This is a genomic window from Thermotoga neapolitana DSM 4359, assembly GCF_000018945.1.
GTDB lineage: Bacteria > Thermotogota > Thermotogae > Thermotogales > Thermotogaceae > Thermotoga > Thermotoga neapolitana.
Genome location: NC_011978.1, coordinates 357,961 through 377,311, shown reverse-complemented (window position 1 = coordinate 377,311; position 19,351 = coordinate 357,961). Strand labels below are relative to the sequence as shown.

Sequence of the window (19,351 nt, the reverse complement as noted above, 5' to 3'; positions counted from 1 at the left end):
AAGGAGTGAATCAGATGTATGGTGGGAAAGCAGTGAGGTTCTCAAAACTTTTAAATCCGAAATCTGGAAGATCTCTTATTATTGCTCTAGATCACGGTTTAATATTTGGAAACGTAGAGGGACTAGAAGATCCTGTGAAGACTTTAGAGAGAGCGATATCCTGTGGCGTGGACGGAGTTCTGTTGAGCCCTGGTATAGCAAAGCTGACGGAACACCTGTTCGAAGGGAAAAATGCCCCTGCCAGAATTCTTACAATAGATTTCCCAGTGGGTTCAACCATTCCAGGGAGATTCGAAAAAGTATTCACCCATAGGTTGATACACTCTGTAGAGCAGGCGGTGAAGATGGCAGTGGACGCCGTGAAGATTCTCTTCCCCTGGGGATTGGAAAAAAGTGCACAGGCTGAGGTTGTTCGGGTAATTGCTGAAACAGTCGAAGAATGCGAACGCTGGGATATGCCGCTAGTAGTCGAGCCGGTCCTGTGGGAAGAGAATTCTTCAGAAAGAAATGAGCCTGATCTCATAGAATCTGCTGCGAGAATAGCTGTAGAGATAGGAGCGGACATTCTGAAGATTCAGTTCTTGGGAGAAGACCGTCTTTCTCGGATAATTCATAGGCTTCATGTTCCTGTCTTTGTGCTGGGAGGGCCGAAGTCAGACGACTTGAAACAGATTTTAAAGACAGTCCAGGAATCGATAGAGTCAGGCGCAAAAGGAATTATGTTCGGAAGAAACGTGTGGCAAAGAGAAAACATGGAGGAAGTTCTGACGGTTTTGAAATCCATCATACACGATGGATTGAAATATGAGGAGGTTGTTCAGAGCTACGATCTATAGCAAAGAGGTGATGAGCAATGAAACCCCGCTACAACCCCACATGGGAATCACTGAAAGAGCATGCTCTTCCAAAATGGTTCGATGAGGCAAAGTTTGGGATCTTCATCCACTGGGGACTTTATTCTGTTCCAGGTTGGGCAACACCCACCGGGGAACTTGGAAAGGTGTCGATGGATGTGTGGTTTTTTCAGAACCCGTACGCTGAATGGTATGAGAACTCACTCAGAATCAAGGGAAGTCCCACCTGGGAATATCACGTGAAAACCTACGGTGAAAACTTTGAGTACGATCGCTTTACAGACCTCTTCACGGCGGAGAGATGGAATCCTTACGAATGGGCTGATCTTTTCAAGAAAGCGGGTGCGAAGTACGTCATTCCGACCACAAAGCATCATGACGGTTTCTGCCTTTGGGGGACGAGGTACACGGATTTCAACGCTGTGAAGAAAGGGCCGAGAAGAGATCTCATAAGGGAACTTGCAAAAGCTGTTAGAGACACCGGTTTGAGATTTGGTGTCTATTACTCGGGTGGTCTGGACTGGCGCTTTACGACCGAGCCGATAAGGTATCCGGAGGATTTCTCCTACATAAGACCCCACACCTATGAGTATGCAGACTACACCTACAAACAGGTCATGGAGCTCATAGATTTGTATCTGCCCGATATTCTCTGGAACGATATGGGCTGGCCCGAGAAGGGCAAAGAAGATTTGAAATATCTCTTTGCTTACTATTACAACAAGCATCCGGAAGGTGCCGTGAACGACAGGTGGGGTGTTCCACACTGGGATTTCAAAACAGCGGAGTACCATGTGAACTATCCAGAAGATCTGCCAGGTTATAAATGGGAATTCACAAGGGGAATAGGACTTTCCTTTGGCTACAACCAGAACGAGGGCCCAGAACACATGCTCTCTGTTGAGCAACTTGTGTACACACTGGTGGATGTGGTGAGTAAAGGTGGAAACCTTCTTTTGAACGTAGGTCCAAAGGGAGACGGAACCATTCCTGATCTTCAGAAGGAAAGGCTTCTTGGTCTTGGAAAATGGCTTGAAAAGTACGGTGATGTGATATACGGCTCTTCCGTATGGAGGAAGTGCTGTGCGAAAACAAAAGATGGCATGGAAATTCGCTTTACCAGAAAGAACAACAGGTACTTCATCATCTTTCTTGGAATTCCAGATGGGGAAAAAGTCGCGATCAGAGATATCACTCTATCTGGGGCGGTAAGACATTTTCTGACGGGCGAAAGGTTGAAATTCCACAACACAGAAGAAGGTGTGGAAATCATCGTTCCACGAAAACTCCTCGAAACAGACAGCATAACCCTTGTTCTAGAGGTGGTGGAAGAATGAAGGAAAAGTACAAAGTAGGACTCATCAGTTTTTCTGACGGGAGAGAGTACGTACACAAAGAGCTGGAGAAAATCGTGAAAGGGTTCGAAGACAAAATAGCAAGGACACTGGAAGAGACAGGAGAGGTGGAGGTCATCAGGGCAAAAGAAGTCGTGTGGAAGCCATCGATAGCGAAAAAAGAGGCAAAAAGGCTGGCAGAAGAGGGAGCAGAGGTGACGATATTCAACTACGCGGTATGGGCGTTTCCACATTTTACAGTACTTGCTAGCAAATTTGCACCGGGGCCTTTTCTTCTCTTTTCCAACATAAATCCCCAGTATCCTGGGATGGTGGCAATGCTTTCTGCAGCAGGAGCACTGGAACAGGATGGGACAAAGCACTACAGGATGTGGGGAGATATAGAAGACGAAAAGGTTCTCAGAAAAGTTCTGGCGTTCATCAGGGCAGGGAGCACATACAAGAAGTTGAGAGGGCAAAGGTACGGTGTGTTCGGTGGAAGATCGATGGGGATGTACACGGCTGTTCCGAACGTGGACCTGTGGAACAAGATCTTTGGAGTGGACGTAGAACACATAGACCAGTTCGAGATCGTTCGAAGAAGCCAGCAGATACCTGACGAAAGAGCAAGGAAAGGAAGACTCTGGATAGAGGAAAAAGCGAAAGCGGTCCACTACGATGGAAAATATCTCACACCGGAAAAACTTGAACTTCAGATAAAGAGCTACCACGCGGTAAGAGAGATCATCGAAGAGATGGAACTGGATTTTGTGGGGATAAAAGGTCAGCTCGAACTCACAGAACACTTTGTCACCATGGACGTGACAGAGGCCTTCCTGAACGATCCTTACGATTGGGAAGGAAAGCACGAACCGATCGTGTGTGCAACAGAAGCAGATTCCGACGGTGCACTCACGATGCAGATATTCAAACTGATCGCAAAAACACCGGTGCTCTTTGCAGACGTGAGGCATTACGTAAAAGAGTACGACATACTGGACCTGTGCAACTCAGGAAACCACGCCACGTACTTTGCGGTCAGATCGTTCGAGCCGGATGAGAACATGAAAAAGGTGGAGTTTTACCCACAGACCTTCTACTTCCCTGCAGGTGGAGCTGCGGTGAAACACATAGCAGCTCCTGGAAGGGTGACACTTGGAAGACTCACAAGAGAAGGTGGTAGATACAGGTTCACGGTTGTTCCTGGAGAGTTTGTAGACTTTGGAGAGGAGAAGAACTACGAGATAGCAGACAGCATACAGAACAACTGGCCGCACGCGTTTTTGAAGATGGAAACACCGATAGATGAATTCTTGTCCAGGTATTCCTCCAACCACATCCACGGTGTCTATGGAGACTACGTGGAAGAGATCAGGATCTTCTGTGAGATCGCCGGTATCGATTTTGTTTTGATGAAATGAGGGCGCTACGCGCCCTCATTTTGCTTCCAGGATGGCTTTCTGAGATCTGAGGATTACCGCTGTTCCCTTTTCTGTCTCTTCTATTTCTGCTCCTTCGAAGTTTTCAACTCTTTCATTCCAGAAGAACAATTTCCAGGGTTTCCCTGAGTTCCTCAGAACTTCAACGTGTATTTCATTCTCCTTCCTTTCCACCTTCACGGACAGTTCGAGATCACCGGATGTGTTGTAGACATTCGCCGTTTTGCTGGATATTTCAAAGACGTTCAGCGTGACACCGTCTGCATAGTCGTAGTCTGGCCTGTTGTCTGTGTTTCCCGTGGGAAGGATGGTGTTCGGTCTCACAAAGAGAGGAAGACCGAAATAGTCGTACCTTTCCGTTCTCCATCGTCCTCCTTCCACCCTTTCTCCCGTGAGAAGATGTGTCCAGATTCCATCTGGAAGATAATAAGTTACCTCTCCAGTTTCGCTGAAGATCGGGGCAACGAGGAGCGATTCTCCAAGCATGTACTGTTTGTCCAGATAAGAACAGGTGGGATCGTCTGGAAACTCTAAAATCATGGGTCTCATGACGGGAATTCCCTTCTTATGTGCTTCAACTGCACAGGAGAAGATGTACGGCATCAGTCGGCATTTCAGTTTCGTGAAAAATCTGAGAACCTCTACTGCCTCTTCGTCGAAGTTCCATGGAACCTTGTACATCGAGTTACCGTGAAGCCTGCTGTGGGAGGAAAGAAGGCCAAAAGCAACCCATCTTTTGTACAGATCTGCCGTTGTGATGTCCTCAAAACCACCGATGTCGTGGCTCCAGAAACCAAAACCACACAGTGATAGAGAGAGTCCTCCTCTCAGGGTCTCTGCCATGGACTCGTAGGAGGCAAGACAATCCCCTCCCCAGTGAACGGGGAATTTTTGACTTCCCGCCGTTGCGGATCTTGCGAAAACGACGGCGTTTCTCTTTCCGAGTTTTCTCTCAATGGTTTCGAAAACCGTTTTGTTGTACAGGTAGGTGTAGTAGTTGTGCATCTTCTCAGGATCGGATCCGTCGTGATAGACCACATCCGTGGGTATTCTCTCTCCAAAGTCCGTCTTAAAGCAGTCAACTCCCATATCTATCAATTTCTCCAGTTTCGAAGCGAACCACTTTCTGGCTTCTGGATTCGTGAAATCAACGATCGCCATGCCCGGTTGCCAGTCGTCCGTTTGCCAAACATCTCCGTTTGATTTTTTCAGGAAGTAGCCCTTTTTCTTTCCTTCGTCAAAGAGACTGGAGAACTGCGATACATAGGGGTTTATCCAGACACAGACCTTCAGGCCTTTTTCTTTCAGCCGTTTCAAAAGGCCTTCTGGATCCGGAAAGTTTTCCCTGTTCCATTCGAAATCAACCCAGTGAAATTCCTTCATCCAGAAACAGTCGAAGTGAAAAACGCTGAGAGGGATATCCCTCTCTTTCATTCCCTCTACGAACTCCATCACCGTTTTCTCATCGTACTGTGTGGTGAAGGACGTTGTGAGCCAGAGTCCAAAACTCCAGGCAGGTGGAAGTTCAGGTCTTCCCGTGAGGAGTGTGTAACGTTCCAGAACTTCTTTCAGATCTTCTCCCGCAATGACGAAGTAATCCAGCGTTTCTCCTTTCACACTGAACTGAACCTTTTCCACATGTTCTGTTGCTATCTCGAAATCCACCTTTCCGGGATCGTTCACGAAGACCCCGTACTTTCTGTTACTCACGTAGAAGGGGATGTTCTTGTACGTCATATCGGAGATCGTCCCTGCGTCTTCGTTCCACATGATGACCCTCTGTCCATTCTTCACAAACGGAGAAAACCTTTCTCCAAGGCCGTACACACACTCTCCAACGCTCAGGTGGAGCCTCTCAAAACAGAACCTTCCTTCCGGGGCGATTGCGTATCCGGGGGTCGATCTTGTGAGGAATCGATCCTCGTAGAAGAACTCAATGCTGAAGGGGTCTTTCTTCACAACGGCCTTTGTTTTCCCCGAGGAAAAGATCAAACCGTCGTTTGTTTCGACGATCTCTGGAACGAAACTTTCGTCCTGATACGTTTCAAAGTGAAGTCCCTGCTGAACACCTTTGAAATGCCTGAATTGTACCCTTATCACGTTTTCAAACGGCGAGGAAAGTTCGATCTCGAAAACCGGGCCCTGAAGGGTTTGTCCGCGACTCACCACTCTCTGGAACGGTACGTGAAGAACAAGTTTTTTTCCATCGCGGAAGTATTCATATATCTGCTTCGCACTGAACACCTGAACCCCTTCCCTCAATCTCCAGAGTCCCTCCATGAACCGCATGTTATCCCTCCTCAAGCGAAGTTGATTTTTAATCAAGATTATCATGAAAATGTTTTCATACAAATACAGATTTCCTTGATGAAATTTTCAAATCAGGAAATACGGTTTCAAATTGAAGATCGAACGATAAACGGCGATAATCTGTGATAACAGTGAATAAACCATGGAAATAGGATTTTTCTGTGTTTGTTTTTCTGAGGGAGATGGTGGTAATATAATGGTTGGGAAAATTGTTTGGTAGAAAAAAAGAAACGATCTTTCGCAGATCATTCATCGAAGGGGGTGTGTTCGTATGAGAAAGGTCTTCGCTTTTTTGATGATCTCGCTGCTTGTTGTGGTAGGGCTTTCCTGGAGTGTCTATGCAACACCCGAAGATTACTACAAAGCAACAGGGAAGAAGATCGAGAAATTCCATGAAGCACCCATGCTTGCGGAACTTGTAAAACAGGGAAAACTTCCACCCGTCGAAGAAAGACTTCCGAAAGAGCCGCTCGTCGTGGTCCCCGAAGAGAGCGTGGGACAGTACGGTGGCACGTGGAGAAGAGTCTGGAAGGGACCATCCGACAGGTGGGGAATTCCCAGGATCAACCAGGCAAGCCTTGTGTTCTGGGATAAAAACGGAGAAAAGTTTGTACCGGGTCTTGCGAAAGGTTGGGACATTCTCGAGGACGGAAAGGTCTACGTCTTTCATCTGAGAGAGGGAACGAAGTGGTCAGATGGTCATCCTTACACCTCGGAAGACATTCTGTTCTGGATAGAGGACATCCTGGGAAACGATGACCTCACCCCTGCAAAGCCCGCCTGGTACAGACTCCTTGATAGGGTTGAAGCACCTGATCCATACACGGTGAAGTTCATATTCAAGCAGCCCTACGCCCTGTTCCTACTTCAGGTGGCAAACAGAGGATTCACAGGGGCACCGAAGCACTTCCTGAAACAGTTCCACCCGAAGTACACACCGATGGAAGAGATAGAAAAGAAAATGGTACCCGGTGTGCACAACACGTGGGTAGATCTCTTCGACGACAAGAGCGATTTTCTCGAAAGTCTTGATCTACCAGTTCTAACACCGTGGAAACCTGTGACTGATCCCACCGATCAGTTCTACATCCTCGAGAGAAACCCGTACTTCTGAGCTGTTGATATCGAAGGAAATCAACTGCCTTACATCGACAGGATCAGGCACGAGTACGTTCAGAGCAGTGAGGTCATAATACTGAAGGCGATCTCTGGTGAAATCGACATGCAGTGGAGACACATAGGTCTTCTGGGACCTGGTCCGGGTGTTCTGCCGCTCCTTCTCGAGAACGCAAAGACCGGTGGATACAAGGTGTTGAAATGGAGTACCGACAACGGTTCTGTGAGCATGGTGATGCTGAACATTTCTGATCCACCAGATCCTGCTCTGGGTGAAGTCTTCAGGGATGTGAGATTCAGGCAGGCACTTTCACTTGCCATCAACAGAGAAGAGATCAACGAGATACTCTTCAACGGCCTTGCAGAGCCAAGACAGGCGTCCTTCGTGAGTGGATCTCCATACTACGATCCTGAGTGGGAAAAGGCGTACGCCGAGTACGATCCAGACAGGGCGAACAAACTGCTCGATGAGATGGGACTGAAGTGGGACGACAAGCACGAATACAGACTCCTTCCAGATGGAAGACCTCTGAGGTTCACGATACAGGTCACCGGTCAGACACACGTTGATGTCTGGACGATGGTGAAAGAGTATTGGAAACAGATCGGTGTGTGGGTCGAGATAGAAAACCTTGAGAGGTCCCTCTACGATTCAAGGCTCAGTGCACACGAGTTCGATGCCCAGGCGTGGGTGATGGACAGGGCAGGTCAGCCCCTTGTGGATCCCATGTGGATCATTCCCGGAAGTACAGAGTACGCGGCTGCCTGGTACATTGGATGGGCTGAGTGGGCAGGTTCTTACCTCGAAGGAGAAGAATCTCTAAAAGAATACCTCCAGCAGGAAGATGCGATCGTGCCTCCTGAGGGAATAAGAGAGCCACTCGAAAGGCTGCTTGACCTCTGGAAAGGGATCCAGAACACCCCCGATCCAGAGAAGATAAAGGAACTCATGAAAGAAGTGACGAAGATCCACAGAGAAAACCTCTGGATGATAGGGACTGTGGGAGAGGACGTGTCTCCCGCTATCGTCAAGAACAACTTCAAGAATGTACCCGAAGAACTGGTGACCGCAACGCCGTTCTTCAGCCCATGGAACGCCATGCCGATACAGTTCTACATAGAACAGAAATGACGATTCACCCCGGCGCTCGCCGGGGTTTTTTGGAGGTGAACACAGGGTGATCAATCCAAAACTTCCTGTGATCTGGTACGGTGGGGACTATTACCCAGAGCAGTGGGATGAGGAAACCTTTGAAAGAGACATCAAGATGTTCAAAGAAGCAGGGATCAACGTGGTAACACTCGGTGTCTTTTCATGGACTCTGATGCAACCGGATGAGAACACCTACGATTTTTCGTTTTTCGAGAAGGTGATGGATCGTCTTTACAGAGAGGGCATCTACGTCTGTCTTGCGACTCCCACATCCGCTCCTCCTCACTGGATGACGCAGAAGTACCCGGAAATACTCCTCACAGACGTGAACGGTGTGAAAAGAGAAAAAGGTGGCAGACAGAACTTCTGTCCAAACAGCGAAAAGTACAGATATTTTGCAAGAAATATCGCAGAAAAACTCGCAGAACACTTCAAGGATCATCCCGCACTTGTTCTGTGGCACGTGAACAACGAATACCTGAACTACTGTTACTGCGACACGTGCAGGGCAAAGTTCCAGAACTGGCTGAAGGAAAAGTACGGTACCCTCGATGAACTGAATAGAAGGTGGAACACGAGGTTCTGGTCGCAGACGTTTACGAGCTGGGAGGAAATCCCCGTTCCAACAACAAGGAGCGTTCTTTTCTGGAGAAAAGATAGGTACCAATCCGTTCTTCCAGAACTGTTCCTCGACTACAGACGGTTCATGACGCAGAGCATGCTCGAATGTTTCCTTGAAGAATACCGGGCCATAAAGAAACACACCCCGAACGTTCCGGTCACGACGAACCTGATCGCAGCCACGTTCAAAGAGTGGAACTACTTCGAATGGGCAAAACACATGGACGTTGCAGCGTGGGATAACTACCCCGGATACAGAGAGGATTTCTCTGTGATCTCGTTGAGACATTCTCTGATACGAGGGTTGAAAGAAGGTCAGCCCTTTGTTCTAATGGAACAGTCTCCTTCCCAGGCGTGCTGGAGATGGTACAATCCCCAGAAAAGACCTGGTGAGATGAGACTCTGGAGTTATCACGCTCTCGCTCATGGAGCCGAAACTCTCATGTTCTTTCAGTTGAGACAGTCGAGGGGTGGTGTGGAGAAGTTCCACGGGGCCGTCATCACACACGTTGACAGCACCAGGACGAGGGTGTTTCAGGAAGTGAAGAGAGTGGGAGAAGAGATAAAGTCCCTATCGGATATTCTCGACACAAGAGTAGTCTCACAGACTGCCCTTCTGTTCGACTGGGAAAGCTGGTGGGCGATGGAAGACACCCTGACACCGAACATAGACTTCAAGTACCTGAACGAAGCAGAAAAGTATTTCAAGGCACTTGTGAAAACCGGTCTTGGAGTCGATGTTGTTGGTAAAGATCAGAATTTTGAGGGATACAGGATCATCGTTGCTCCGGCGCTTTACATGGTGGGCGAAGAACTTGCACAGAAGCTGAAAGATTACGTCTCGAACGGGGGAATCTTGATCCTCACAACAATGAGCGGTATTGTCGATGAAGACGATCAGGTTGTTCTGGGAGGTTATCCAGGTTATCTTCGCGATCTTATGGGGGGCTGTGTGGAAGAAATAGATGCTTTGCCACCTGAGGAGAAAAACGAAATCTTGATGTTTGGCAAAAGGTACGAGTGTAGTTTGGTGTTTGACTACATAAAAACCACCACTGCGGAAGTGCTCGGAAGATTTGGAAGGGACTATTACATGAACGAACCTGCCGTGTTGAGAAACAGATACGGTGGTGGATGGGTTTACTACGTAGGTTCTTCCGCGTCTTTCGATCTTGTATGGGATCTCGTGAAGTTCATAGAGAGAGAACACGATCTCAGAGCAGAGATCACACCGCCAGATGGTGTAGAGGTGATAAAGAAAGTCAAAGGAGAGAAGACCTTCTACTTTCTCTTCAATCACTCTCATGAACCGCAGATCGTTGACTTGCCGGAAGGAATGTTCAGGGATCTGATCAAAGGAAATTCGTATGAAAAAAAGGCGAGGCTGCAACCGCTCGATGTCTTGATCCTTCTGAAAGAGTGAGAGTTTTACCAACAGGAGTGTGTTCAAGGGCGGATTTCCGCCCTTTTTTGTTCTGGTGTTAGAATTTGTACAAGCTTCGTATAGGGGAGGTGTGATGATGCTCTGGAAGGCTTTGATCTTTCTGGGTATCTACGCTGTTCTTCACTTTGGCTACGAACTCTCCGGCTGGGAATTCTTAAAGCCCATCTGTGGAGTTGACGAGTCTGTCTTTGAACATCTCAAGATCGGCTTCTGGGCGTACTTTTTCACGAATATCATCGAGTATTTCTTCGCGAAGAAAAAACACGGGTTCTGGTATCCTCGTATCCTATCAACAGTTCTTCTTCCCTGGTTCATAGTGCTCATCTGGTACATGCTTCCTGTGTTCTTTGGACACATCGAATCGCTTGCTGTGGATCTTTCCTGGGCTTTTGTGGTAACCTTCCTTGCTGCGATCCTGTCGGAAATTTTCGAGAGAAATCTGGAAAGAAACTCTATCGGAACAGATTTCAAAACAGTGATAGTTGTACTTTTCATCATCTCCATAATCTTCTACACCGCTTTTTCATTTGAAAAACCTTGGATCGACGTCTTCACTGAACATTGAAATGAAAACATTTTCAAACTATAATGTATTTGGAAACCACATGAAAGAAGGTGAAGCCTTTGAGAAAGATCAGATTGGGTGTTGTGGGGTGTGGAATCGCCGCTCGAGAGCTGCACCTTCCTGCTCTGAAGAACCTTTCCCATCTCTTTGAGATCACGGCTGTCACGAGTAGAACGAAGTCTCACGCTGAAGAGTTCGCGAAAATGGTCGGAAATCCTGTTGTTTTCGATAGCTACGAGGAACTTTTGGATTCTGGTCTTGTTGACGCGGTCGACCTCACACTTCCCGTTGAATTGAACCTCCCGTTCATTGAGAAGGCTCTTCAAAAAGGAGTCCATGTGATCTGTGAAAAACCCATCTCAACGGACGTGGAAACGGGAAAGAAAGTTGTCGAGTTGTCAAAAAAGTCTGAAAAGACAGTCTACATCGCGGAAAATTTCAGACACGTTCCGGCCTTCTGGAAGGCGAAAGAGCTCGTTGAGAGCGGGTCGATAGGTGATCCTGTTTTCATGAGCTGGCAGATCTGGGTGGGGATGGACGAAAGCAACGAGTACGTCCACACCGACTGGAGGAAGAAACCGAAACACGTTGGAGGTTTTCTCTCGGACGGCGGTGTGCACCACGCAGCGGCGATGAGGTTGATTCTTGGTGAGATAGAATGGGTTTCCGCCGTTGCGAAGGATCTTTCTCCGCTTCTCGGGGGAATGGATTTTCTTTCCTCTATATTCGAGTTCGAAAACGGCACAGTCGGAAACTACACGGTTTCGTACTCTCTGAAGGGAAAAGAGCGGTTTGAAATCACAGGAACGAATGGAAAAATTTCCATAGCCTGGGACAGGATCGTTCTGAACGAAGAGGAAATAAGAGTTCCACAGGAAAACAGCTACCAGAAAGAGTTTGAAGATTTCTATCACGTGGTTGTGGAGGGAAAATCGAACGATCTGGGAAGTCCGGTTCAGGCTCTGAAGGATCTTGCATTTATAGAAGCCTGTGTGAAATCGGGGGGAAACAGAGTGTTCGTTTCAAGTCTACTGTAAGGAGGTGTCTTCGATGGAGTACAGAAAAGTAGGAAAATGGGGTGTCAAGATCAGCGAACTCTCTCTTGGATCCTGGCTCACGTTTGGAAAACAGCTCGACCTCGATACTGCCACAGAAGTGGTGAAAAAGGCATTCAACAGTGGAATAAACTTCTTCGACACGGCAGAGGCGTACGCGGGTGGAATAGCAGAGGCGATGCTTGGAAAAATACTCAAGAACTTCAGAAGAGAGGACCTCGTCGTTTCCACGAAGATCTTCTGGGGTGGAAGTGGCCCGAACGATCTGGGGCTTTCGAAGAAGCATCTTCTCGAGGGGACCTGGAACTCTTTGAAGAGGCTTCAGATGGACTACGTGGATATCCTCTACTGTCACAGACCCGATTCGAACGTTCCCATGGAAGAAGTTGTCTTCGCGATGGACTACATTTTGAGAGAAGGGCTTGCACTCTACTGGGGAACCTCTGAGTGGAGTGCAAAGGAGATAGAGGAAGCGCACAGGGTTTGTAAGGAACTGGGCGTCATGCCTCCCATCGTGGAGCAACCGCAGTACAACATGTTCGTGAGAGAAAGGGTGGAAAAAGAGTACGCACCTCTCTACGAAAAGTACGGCATGGGGCTGACTACTTATTCACCTCTCGCGTCTGGCCTTCTTTCTGGAAAATACAACAACGGAATTCCAGAGAATTCAAGACTTGCCACGTTCCCGCAGGTGAGGAAGTGGCTTGAAGAGGGAGGTCTTCTCAACGAAAAAACCTTCGAAAAGCTCAGAAAACTCCAGAATATAGCGGACCAGCTCGGAGCGAGCCTTCCACAGCTTGCCATCGCGTGGATCTTGAAAAACAAAAACGTCAGCAGTGTCATTCTCGGAGTGAGCAGACCAGAACAGCTCGAAGAGAACCTGAAAGCAGTCGAGATCAAAGAAAAACTCACAGATGAAGTAATGGAAGAGATAGAAAAGATCCTGAATGAATAAAAGGCGCCGGACGGCGCCTTTATTGTTCCACAAACAAAATACCATTATCTCCCCTAAAGATTCTCTTTTTAAAACCTTCTTTTTCAACAGTTTCATAGTCGTGACCTGCGTGAGCAGGATAAACGGCGAAAAAGATCAGGGGTTCGTCCGATATATTCACAGTCCTGTGCGCCCAGAATGGTGGGATGTATACCACCTTGTTCGGCCCTATCTCTACGGCTTCAAATTCACCTTTTTTCGTCTGACAGAGAATCAATCCTTTACCACGTAGACCCAGATAAACTTCGGCTGTATTTTCTACTGTATGGTAGTGTCCTTTTGTCATGAAAAATTCTCCGTTCACAGTGCCCGGATAAAGAATAGTGATTAGAAACATGAGTTCGCCTTCTTTTTCTTGAATGGGCCCTTCAAAAACCTCGTAAATCACAGGATTTTCTCTCTCCAATGTAGGATCTGTGGTTTTGAAAATATGTTTTATGTCATTGTATTTCCTCACAATATGATTGCCTTTAAAATCTATACCAATATCGCTGAAATTGACCACAAACGGTTTCATGTCTTTTCCCTCCTTAGAAATCAATCCTGATGTGTTTGATGTTCAAGTACTCATCGAAAACGTGATGAGAATTTTCCACTCCGAATCCGCTCTGTTTCCACCCTCCATAAGGATATGGATACTCTCCCCCAGAGACATTGTTCACTCCCACCGTTCCACTCTCAATCAACAGGGAAGCCCTGAGAGCCTTCCCCAGATCCTTCGTATAAACATATGCGACAAGACCGTAATTCGTATCGTTAGCCTTCTCTATCGCCTCGTCGAATGTATCAAAAGTCATCACAGGAGCCGTGGGGCCGAACACTTCCTCCTTCACCACCTTCATTGAGTGATCTGTATCAACAAGAATCGTGGGCTCGAAGAAATAGCCCTTTTCGTATTCTTCACCCTCTGGTTTTTTACCACCATACAGTATCTTTGCACCCTTTGCCACGGCTTCCTCCACGTACTCTTTAACCCTCTTCCACCCCTCCTCGGTGGTTAAAGGCCCCATGTCCACGTCCTCTCTCAGGCCATTTCCCACCCTTATTTTTTTCGTCTCCTCCAGGAAAAGATCCAAAAAGTCTTTGTAGATGGACCGATGTACGTAGATGCGGTTGATGGCATTGCAAACCTGTCCCGCGTTCCTGAAGGCTCTCCTCACGGCGCCTTTTACCGCTTCTTTGAGATCGGCATCTTCGAAGACCACCAGAGGGCAGTTTCCTCCCAGTTCCAGAGTTAACCTTTTCACTGTATCTGCGGCTTCTTTCATGATCATCCTTCCTGTGTTCGTACTTCCCGTAAAGGCTATCTTCGCGATCAGTGGATGCGTTAGTAAAACTTTTCCTATTTCTCTTGCGTCACCCGTGACAATGTTCAGCACACCGGCGGGTAGACCTGCTTCCAAGAAACACTCAGCCATTTTCAATGTCGACAGGGGAGTAACATGAGCGGGCTTTGCAACTACCGTACAACCTGTTGTCAGAGCAGGCCCGATTTTCCAGGCTAGAAGTAACAAAGGATAGTTCCATGGGACGATAGCTGATACAACACCCACCGGTTGTTTGACAACTATACTCAACCTGTTTTCGCTGTTGGTTGGGTACGTTTCACCGAGGATTCTCAGAGCACCTTCTGCAAAATATTCTATTGAGTCAAGAGAAGCTTTTACCTCTTCTTTAGCCTCCTTCAGGGTCTTTCCGTTCTCTAATGTTAAGAGCCTTGCGATTTCTTCCAATTTTTTCCGCGCTATTTCTACACCTTTCTTTATGATTTCGGCTCTCTTTGCGGGAGGCGTGGTGCTCCATTCTTTAAAAGCCCTATGAGCAGATACTATGGCTTGTTCGACTTCTTCGCCGGACAGGAGAGGTACTCTTCCCACTATCTCCTTGGTGTTGGCGGGATTTCTTACCTCATAGACTCTACCAGTCTTTGATTCGATGAGATTTCCGTTCACGATACATTTGAAAACCATGCTTTTCCCTCCCTCTATGTTAAGGATTCATAATCCTTACTGAAGAATTTCGAGAGCTTTGAATGCGCACTGAGAGCCTTGGTGAGTGTTTCATTGCTAACAGGCACCATAAATAGACGAGTTATGAATCGTGTGCGATCTGCTCTGTGCTTCGCTTCATAGTATTCAACTGGTACGTTGTTTTCGGTGTAGGTTATACTTCTCAGGAAAAGAAGAGGCGCTCCTTTCTTCACTTTCAACAGCTTCGCATCCCGACTTTCAGCGGTGATTGCCTCTATGATTCTTTCTCCCCATATGAGATTGATGTTGTATTTACTTTTCAAGATTTCGTAGAGTGAATTATTTTCAAGGTCTTCTTCTAGTATAGTGGGACAAAGATTGTATGGAATGTAGGTGGTCACCGTAAGAATAGGTTCGTTTTCTATGTATCTCAATCTCTCTATTTTGGCGACCTTGTCTCCCACGTTCAGATCCAGATAGTAGGCTAGTATATCATCAGCTTCTATGATCTCCTGGGAGAGGAGTTTAGTGACAGGCGTCAATCCTTGCGCTTTCATGTCTGCGTAGAAACCAATCAGTTTAGCCATCAAATATTCATTTATCTTTGGTCTGGCGACAATGGTACCTTTTCCTCTCTGACGCTCTATGACACCACGATTCACCAGATTCCCTAGCGCCTGTCTAATGACGCTTCTACTCACCTGGAAGATATCGCAGAGCTCTTTTTCGCTGGGCAGTATCTCTCCAGGTTTCATATGTTCTGTTATCCAACGGTAAAGTATCTCTTCGACCTGATGGTACAGAGGAACAGGAGAATCCTTTTTCAAACTGAAACTGAGTTTTTTAATTTCTTCTGTCATGGTCACACTCGCCCTCCAAAAACTCCAAGAATAAGTGATCTGTTTCAATGAGAAGTTTTCTGTAAAACTTTCTGTATCTTTCATAAACTTTCTTCCACTCTTCGACAGGTTCCATGGTCTTTTCTATTGTTACTACTCTTTTTATGAAATCTTTTATATCCCTTATGAGCCCGGAACCGTACCCTGCCAGGACGGCTGTTCCGAAGACTGCTCCTTCCCTTCTGTTAACTTTTACGTAAGGCATTTCTAGAACACTCGCCTTGATCTTATTCCAGAGATCACTCTTCGCTCCACCACCCACGACAATGGTGTATTTGAAGGACGCATCGGGGAAAAGGTCTTTTATGATCTCCAGATAGAAGCTGTATTCGTAAGCTATACCCTCGAGGATGGAACGGTAAAAACCCGCTTTGCTATGGCCCCAGTTGAACCCGAACCAGACACCTCTGAAGTGTGGTTGTGGTGGGCACATTCGTCCTCCCAGATGAGGTACGAAAATGATACCATCACTCCCTGGAGAGAGTCTTTCCGCTTCCTCGTTAAGAATTTCATAGGGATCTCTTTGCAGGTGTTTTGCCACTTCCTTTTCAGAGAATGCGAATACATCCCTGAACCACCTCAAATTTTGCCCTCCACCGTTTATAAAAGCAATCGCATACCAGAGTTCAGGCAGTACGGAACGAGCTGTGAGTAACACTTTATGTTTCATATCTGGCCTGAAATCGTCTATCGAGAGAGCCAGAACGCTCGCTGTTCCAGCGGAATCAAATAGAATGTATGGTTCTACAATACCAACACCCAACATGGCAGATGCTTGGTCACCACATCCAGCTATTATCGGTGTTCCCTCAAGCAAACCCGTTTTGGAGGAGGCTTCTTTTGATAACTTTCCAACGATTTCCCACGGTTTCACTATGCGAGGAAGTTTTTCTGCGGGGATTCCAAACATTTGGCACAATTCCTCGTCCCATCGAATATTTTTCAAGTCACATACATTTGAAAAATGAAGATACGTGTAGTCAATGAAGACATCGCTCGCTTTCAGGCCTGCGAGTTTTGAAGCAACGTAAGTTGCTGGTACCACAACCTTTGATATTTTGTCGAAGAGTTCCGGCATTTCTTCTTTCCACCTTAAAATCTTGGGACCATGAGAGTAGCCAGGAGCACCACCGGATCTCTGAATGATCAAATCAGCATATTTGTACATTTTCTTTATATAAGGAGTACAACGTGTGTCCAACCACGAATCGAAGGGCATGACAGGTTCAAGATTTTTATCAACAGCTCCAAGGCCAGACATTTGGCCATCAAAGGCTATTCCGACGATTTTTGATGGATCTATATTTGCTTTTTCGAGTGTATTTCGAATACACGATGTTGCCACGGACAGAATCTCGTTCAAATCTTGTTCAGCCCATCCCGGTTTGGGCTGTCTGAGAGGAACTTCCAATGAATCTTCTGCTACGTGTTTTCCGTTTTCGTCGAAAATTGCCGCCTTAACATTCGTAGTTCCCAAATCAACCCCCATAATGTAGAACATGAAACATCCCACCTCAATCACTCTGTTTTTACAACAACCTTCAATTCAATTCCCTGTGTCAATCTCTCGAAAGCCTCGGGCAACTCCTCAAGAGTAACCACGGAAGTCACTAATTTCTTTATGTCCTCCCTTAAATCGTCCCGATGATGAAACATTTCGAGTGCCCTTCTGTAGTACTCAACATCTGCTCCTGTAGTACCGGTGAGTACCAGTTGATTGTAGTGAATCAGGTTCGTGTTGATACTCGGGAAGTTAGATTTTTTTGGGAGACCAGCGAAAAAACTCACCCTTCCTAGTTTTGCGACGATTTCCAAAGAGAGAGCCTGCACCTCTGGGAGTGGCGCAGTGACAATCACCACATCGAAGCCCTGACCTTCGGTGATCTCCCAGGAAACTTTCTTGATATCCTCAACAGAAGGGTCCAGGCGATAATGGATACCGATCTCTTTCGCTTTTTCGAGTCTTTCTCTCTTCGGATCTACCACTGCTACAAACGAAGCCCCCATGTGTTTTGCGACCAGGGCGTTCAGTGATCCCATGAATCCTGCCCCAAACACTAAAACCTTATCTCCCGGTTTTATCGAGATGTTGTTCAAATTATAAACGCACGTGGAGAGGGGCTCAACGAGGGGTGTAAACACCTCATCTTCATTTTCCTTAACTTTCATAACATTTCCTTGTTCAAACGCTCTGGCAGGTATGAACATGTACTCAGCTAATGCTCCATCTAGCGTTATACCGAAGGCGTCATAATCTGGGCACAAGTTATACTTACCCACCAGACAGTAGTTACATTTACCACATCCGATGTTCGGAGCCACAAACACCTTTGTACCAGCGGGGAATCTGTCAGAAAAACCATCGGAAATTTCATATATTTCACCAAAAATCTCGTGCCCTAAAATTCTGCTTTCTCCGTCTTTTATTTTGAAATGGCCGTGTTTGTATATCTTCACATCGGTGGCACAGACTGCGGCAGAGACAACTCTAATCACCGCTCCTTCTTCGCACAACTTGGGTTCGCTCACTTCTTTCAAGGCAACTCGATTAACACCTTCAAAAACAAAGGCCTTCATTTTCGTACCTCCTCAATTTTCACCGGTCTTCCTTCTTTGATGGACTTATTTGCAGCTATCACCGCTTCTAACGCTTTTATTCCATCTTCTATACTGGGTGAAGGCTCTTTATCATTCAAAATGGACTCTATGAAGTTTTCCAGTTCCAGTATGTAGGCTTCTTTGAACCTGTCCCTCCATCCTCCTATAGTCTTTCTCACGGACTTCTTCGCCGTTTCACAGAAGAGTACTGATTGATGATCCTGAACATCACCGATCATCAACAGCCCTTTTGTTCCCAGTACTTCTACCCTTGCATCGTAACCGTACTCAACAGGACAGCTTCCCTCTATGACTCCTATCGTCTCGTTTTCCAGGAGAAAGCTGACCACCGATGTGTCGTAAAAATCTGGGTACTTCTCAAGAATCTTTTTCTCCTTTCTGGCCTTCCCGTAGGCAAATACTTCCACAAACTCGGAGTCGCAGAGCCACCTTACACTGTCAAAATCATGGCTGTTCACTTCCGCCAGGAAGCCGTTGCTTTTCTCGACATCCCATGCCCACTCCGGAGGTAAACCAGGACCCCTCGTGATACTTCTGATGGACATGATATCGCCAAGTAATCCGTTCTCTATGATTTCTTTGGCTTCTCTGAATCCACTATCGAAACGTCTCATAAAACCTATTTGGAACTTGACTCCTGAGTTTTCGAGCACTCTTTTCATATCGTACGCTTCTTCTAAAGTGATAGCAAGGGGTTTTTCACAAAAGACATGTTTTTTCTTGCTCATAAAGTAGGTAGCTATCGAGTGATGAGTGAATGTAGGAGTTGTGATGATCACAGCGTCTACTGTGGGATCCTCTCCTATTTCCTCAATACTGCTGTACGCTCTTATACCGAATTCGCTTGCCACCTCTCTTGTGAGTTCCTGATCTTTGTCGTAAATACCAACTACTCTCCCCTTCGGTATTCTGCGAGTGATAACACTTGTATGATGTTTTCCCACCCTTCCAGCACCTATGACACACAGGTTAACCATC

Annotated in this window: 14 protein-coding genes and 1 pseudogene; 8 read left to right on the top strand and 7 right to left on the bottom strand. The window is 46.7% G+C overall.

What is annotated here, in order from left to right:
- Positions 1 to 14 precede the first annotated feature (14 nt).
- Genes CTN_RS01890 through CTN_RS01880 form a run of 3 tightly spaced genes read left to right on the top strand, consistent with a single transcriptional unit; the run spans position 15 to position 3,609 of the window.
- Positions 15 to 836 (top strand): class I fructose-bisphosphate aldolase, encoded by an 822-nt coding sequence (locus tag CTN_RS01890; protein WP_038066578.1) that lies wholly within the window; start codon positions 15 to 17, stop codon positions 834 to 836.
- 17 nt (positions 837 to 853) lie between these two features.
- Positions 854 to 2,191, top strand: coding sequence for an alpha-L-fucosidase (locus tag CTN_RS01885; RefSeq protein ID WP_015918877.1), 1,338 nt, complete (start codon positions 854 to 856; stop codon positions 2,189 to 2,191).
- Positions 2,188 to 3,609 (top strand): L-fucose/L-arabinose isomerase family protein, encoded by a 1,422-nt coding sequence (locus CTN_RS01880; protein WP_015918876.1) that lies wholly within the window; start codon positions 2,188 to 2,190, stop codon positions 3,607 to 3,609. Before CTN_RS01885 ends, CTN_RS01880 begins: the two co-directional genes overlap by 4 nt.
- A 15-nt stretch (positions 3,610 to 3,624) precedes the next feature.
- Here CTN_RS01880 and yicI read toward each other — a convergent pair whose 3' ends face one another.
- A complete protein-coding gene (gene yicI, locus CTN_RS01875; protein WP_038066575.1) occupies positions 3,625 to 5,916 on the bottom strand; it encodes an alpha-xylosidase in 2,292 nt (763 codons plus the stop codon).
- A gap of 292 nt (positions 5,917 to 6,208) precedes the next feature.
- Here yicI and CTN_RS01870 point away from each other — a divergent pair.
- The 5 genes and pseudogenes from CTN_RS01870 to CTN_RS01850 all read left to right on the top strand — a co-directional run bounded on the left by CTN_RS01870 (position 6,209) and on the right by CTN_RS01850 (position 12,846).
- Positions 6,209 to 8,185: pseudogene (locus CTN_RS01870) on the top strand (ABC transporter substrate-binding protein).
- Between the two features lie 46 nt (positions 8,186 to 8,231).
- Positions 8,232 to 10,250 (top strand): beta-galactosidase, encoded by a 2,019-nt coding sequence (locus tag CTN_RS01865; RefSeq protein WP_015918872.1) that lies wholly within the window; start codon positions 8,232 to 8,234, stop codon positions 10,248 to 10,250.
- Positions 10,251 to 10,347: 97 nt separating this feature from the next.
- Positions 10,348 to 10,836 (top strand): DUF6512 family protein, encoded by a 489-nt coding sequence (locus tag CTN_RS01860; RefSeq protein WP_038066572.1) that lies wholly within the window; start codon positions 10,348 to 10,350, stop codon positions 10,834 to 10,836.
- A gap of 59 nt (positions 10,837 to 10,895) precedes the next feature.
- Complete coding sequence (locus CTN_RS01855; protein ID WP_038066570.1) at positions 10,896 to 11,873, top strand: Gfo/Idh/MocA family protein; 978 nt, start codon at positions 10,896 to 10,898, stop codon at positions 11,871 to 11,873.
- Between the two features lie 13 nt (positions 11,874 to 11,886).
- On the top strand, positions 11,887 to 12,846 hold the full coding sequence (locus CTN_RS01850; RefSeq protein ID WP_038066565.1) for a potassium channel beta subunit family protein: 960 nt from the start codon (positions 11,887 to 11,889) through the stop codon (positions 12,844 to 12,846).
- A 19-nt stretch (positions 12,847 to 12,865) separates the two neighbouring features.
- Here CTN_RS01850 and CTN_RS01845 read toward each other — a convergent pair whose 3' ends face one another.
- The 6 genes from CTN_RS01845 to CTN_RS01820 are packed head-to-tail and all read right to left on the bottom strand — an operon-like array spanning position 12,866 to position 19,350.
- Positions 12,866 to 13,402 carry a glucose-6-phosphate isomerase family protein gene (locus tag CTN_RS01845; protein WP_038066562.1) on the bottom strand — a complete coding sequence of 179 codons (537 nt, stop codon included), beginning with the start codon at positions 13,400 to 13,402 and terminating at the stop codon, positions 12,866 to 12,868.
- A gap of 13 nt (positions 13,403 to 13,415) precedes the next feature.
- Positions 13,416 to 14,855 (bottom strand): aldehyde dehydrogenase family protein, encoded by a 1,440-nt coding sequence (locus CTN_RS01840; protein ID WP_015918867.1) that lies wholly within the window; start codon positions 14,853 to 14,855, stop codon positions 13,416 to 13,418.
- A gap of 14 nt (positions 14,856 to 14,869) precedes the next feature.
- A complete protein-coding gene (locus CTN_RS01835; protein WP_015918866.1) occupies positions 14,870 to 15,715 on the bottom strand; it encodes a GntR family transcriptional regulator in 846 nt (281 codons plus the stop codon).
- Entirely contained in the window at positions 15,699 to 17,255 is a 1,557-nt protein-coding gene (locus tag CTN_RS01830; RefSeq protein WP_038066558.1) for an FGGY-family carbohydrate kinase, read from the bottom strand. The genes CTN_RS01835 and CTN_RS01830 overlap by 17 nt, the downstream gene beginning before the upstream one ends.
- Positions 17,256 to 17,272: 17 nt before the next feature.
- Positions 17,273 to 18,283 (bottom strand): zinc-dependent dehydrogenase, encoded by a 1,011-nt coding sequence (locus CTN_RS01825; protein WP_244857409.1) that lies wholly within the window; start codon positions 18,281 to 18,283, stop codon positions 17,273 to 17,275.
- A 44-nt stretch (positions 18,284 to 18,327) separates the two neighbouring features.
- Positions 18,328 to 19,350, bottom strand: coding sequence for a Gfo/Idh/MocA family oxidoreductase (locus CTN_RS01820; protein ID WP_015918863.1), 1,023 nt, complete (start codon positions 19,348 to 19,350; stop codon positions 18,328 to 18,330).
- Position 19,351: the final 1 nt, after the last annotated feature.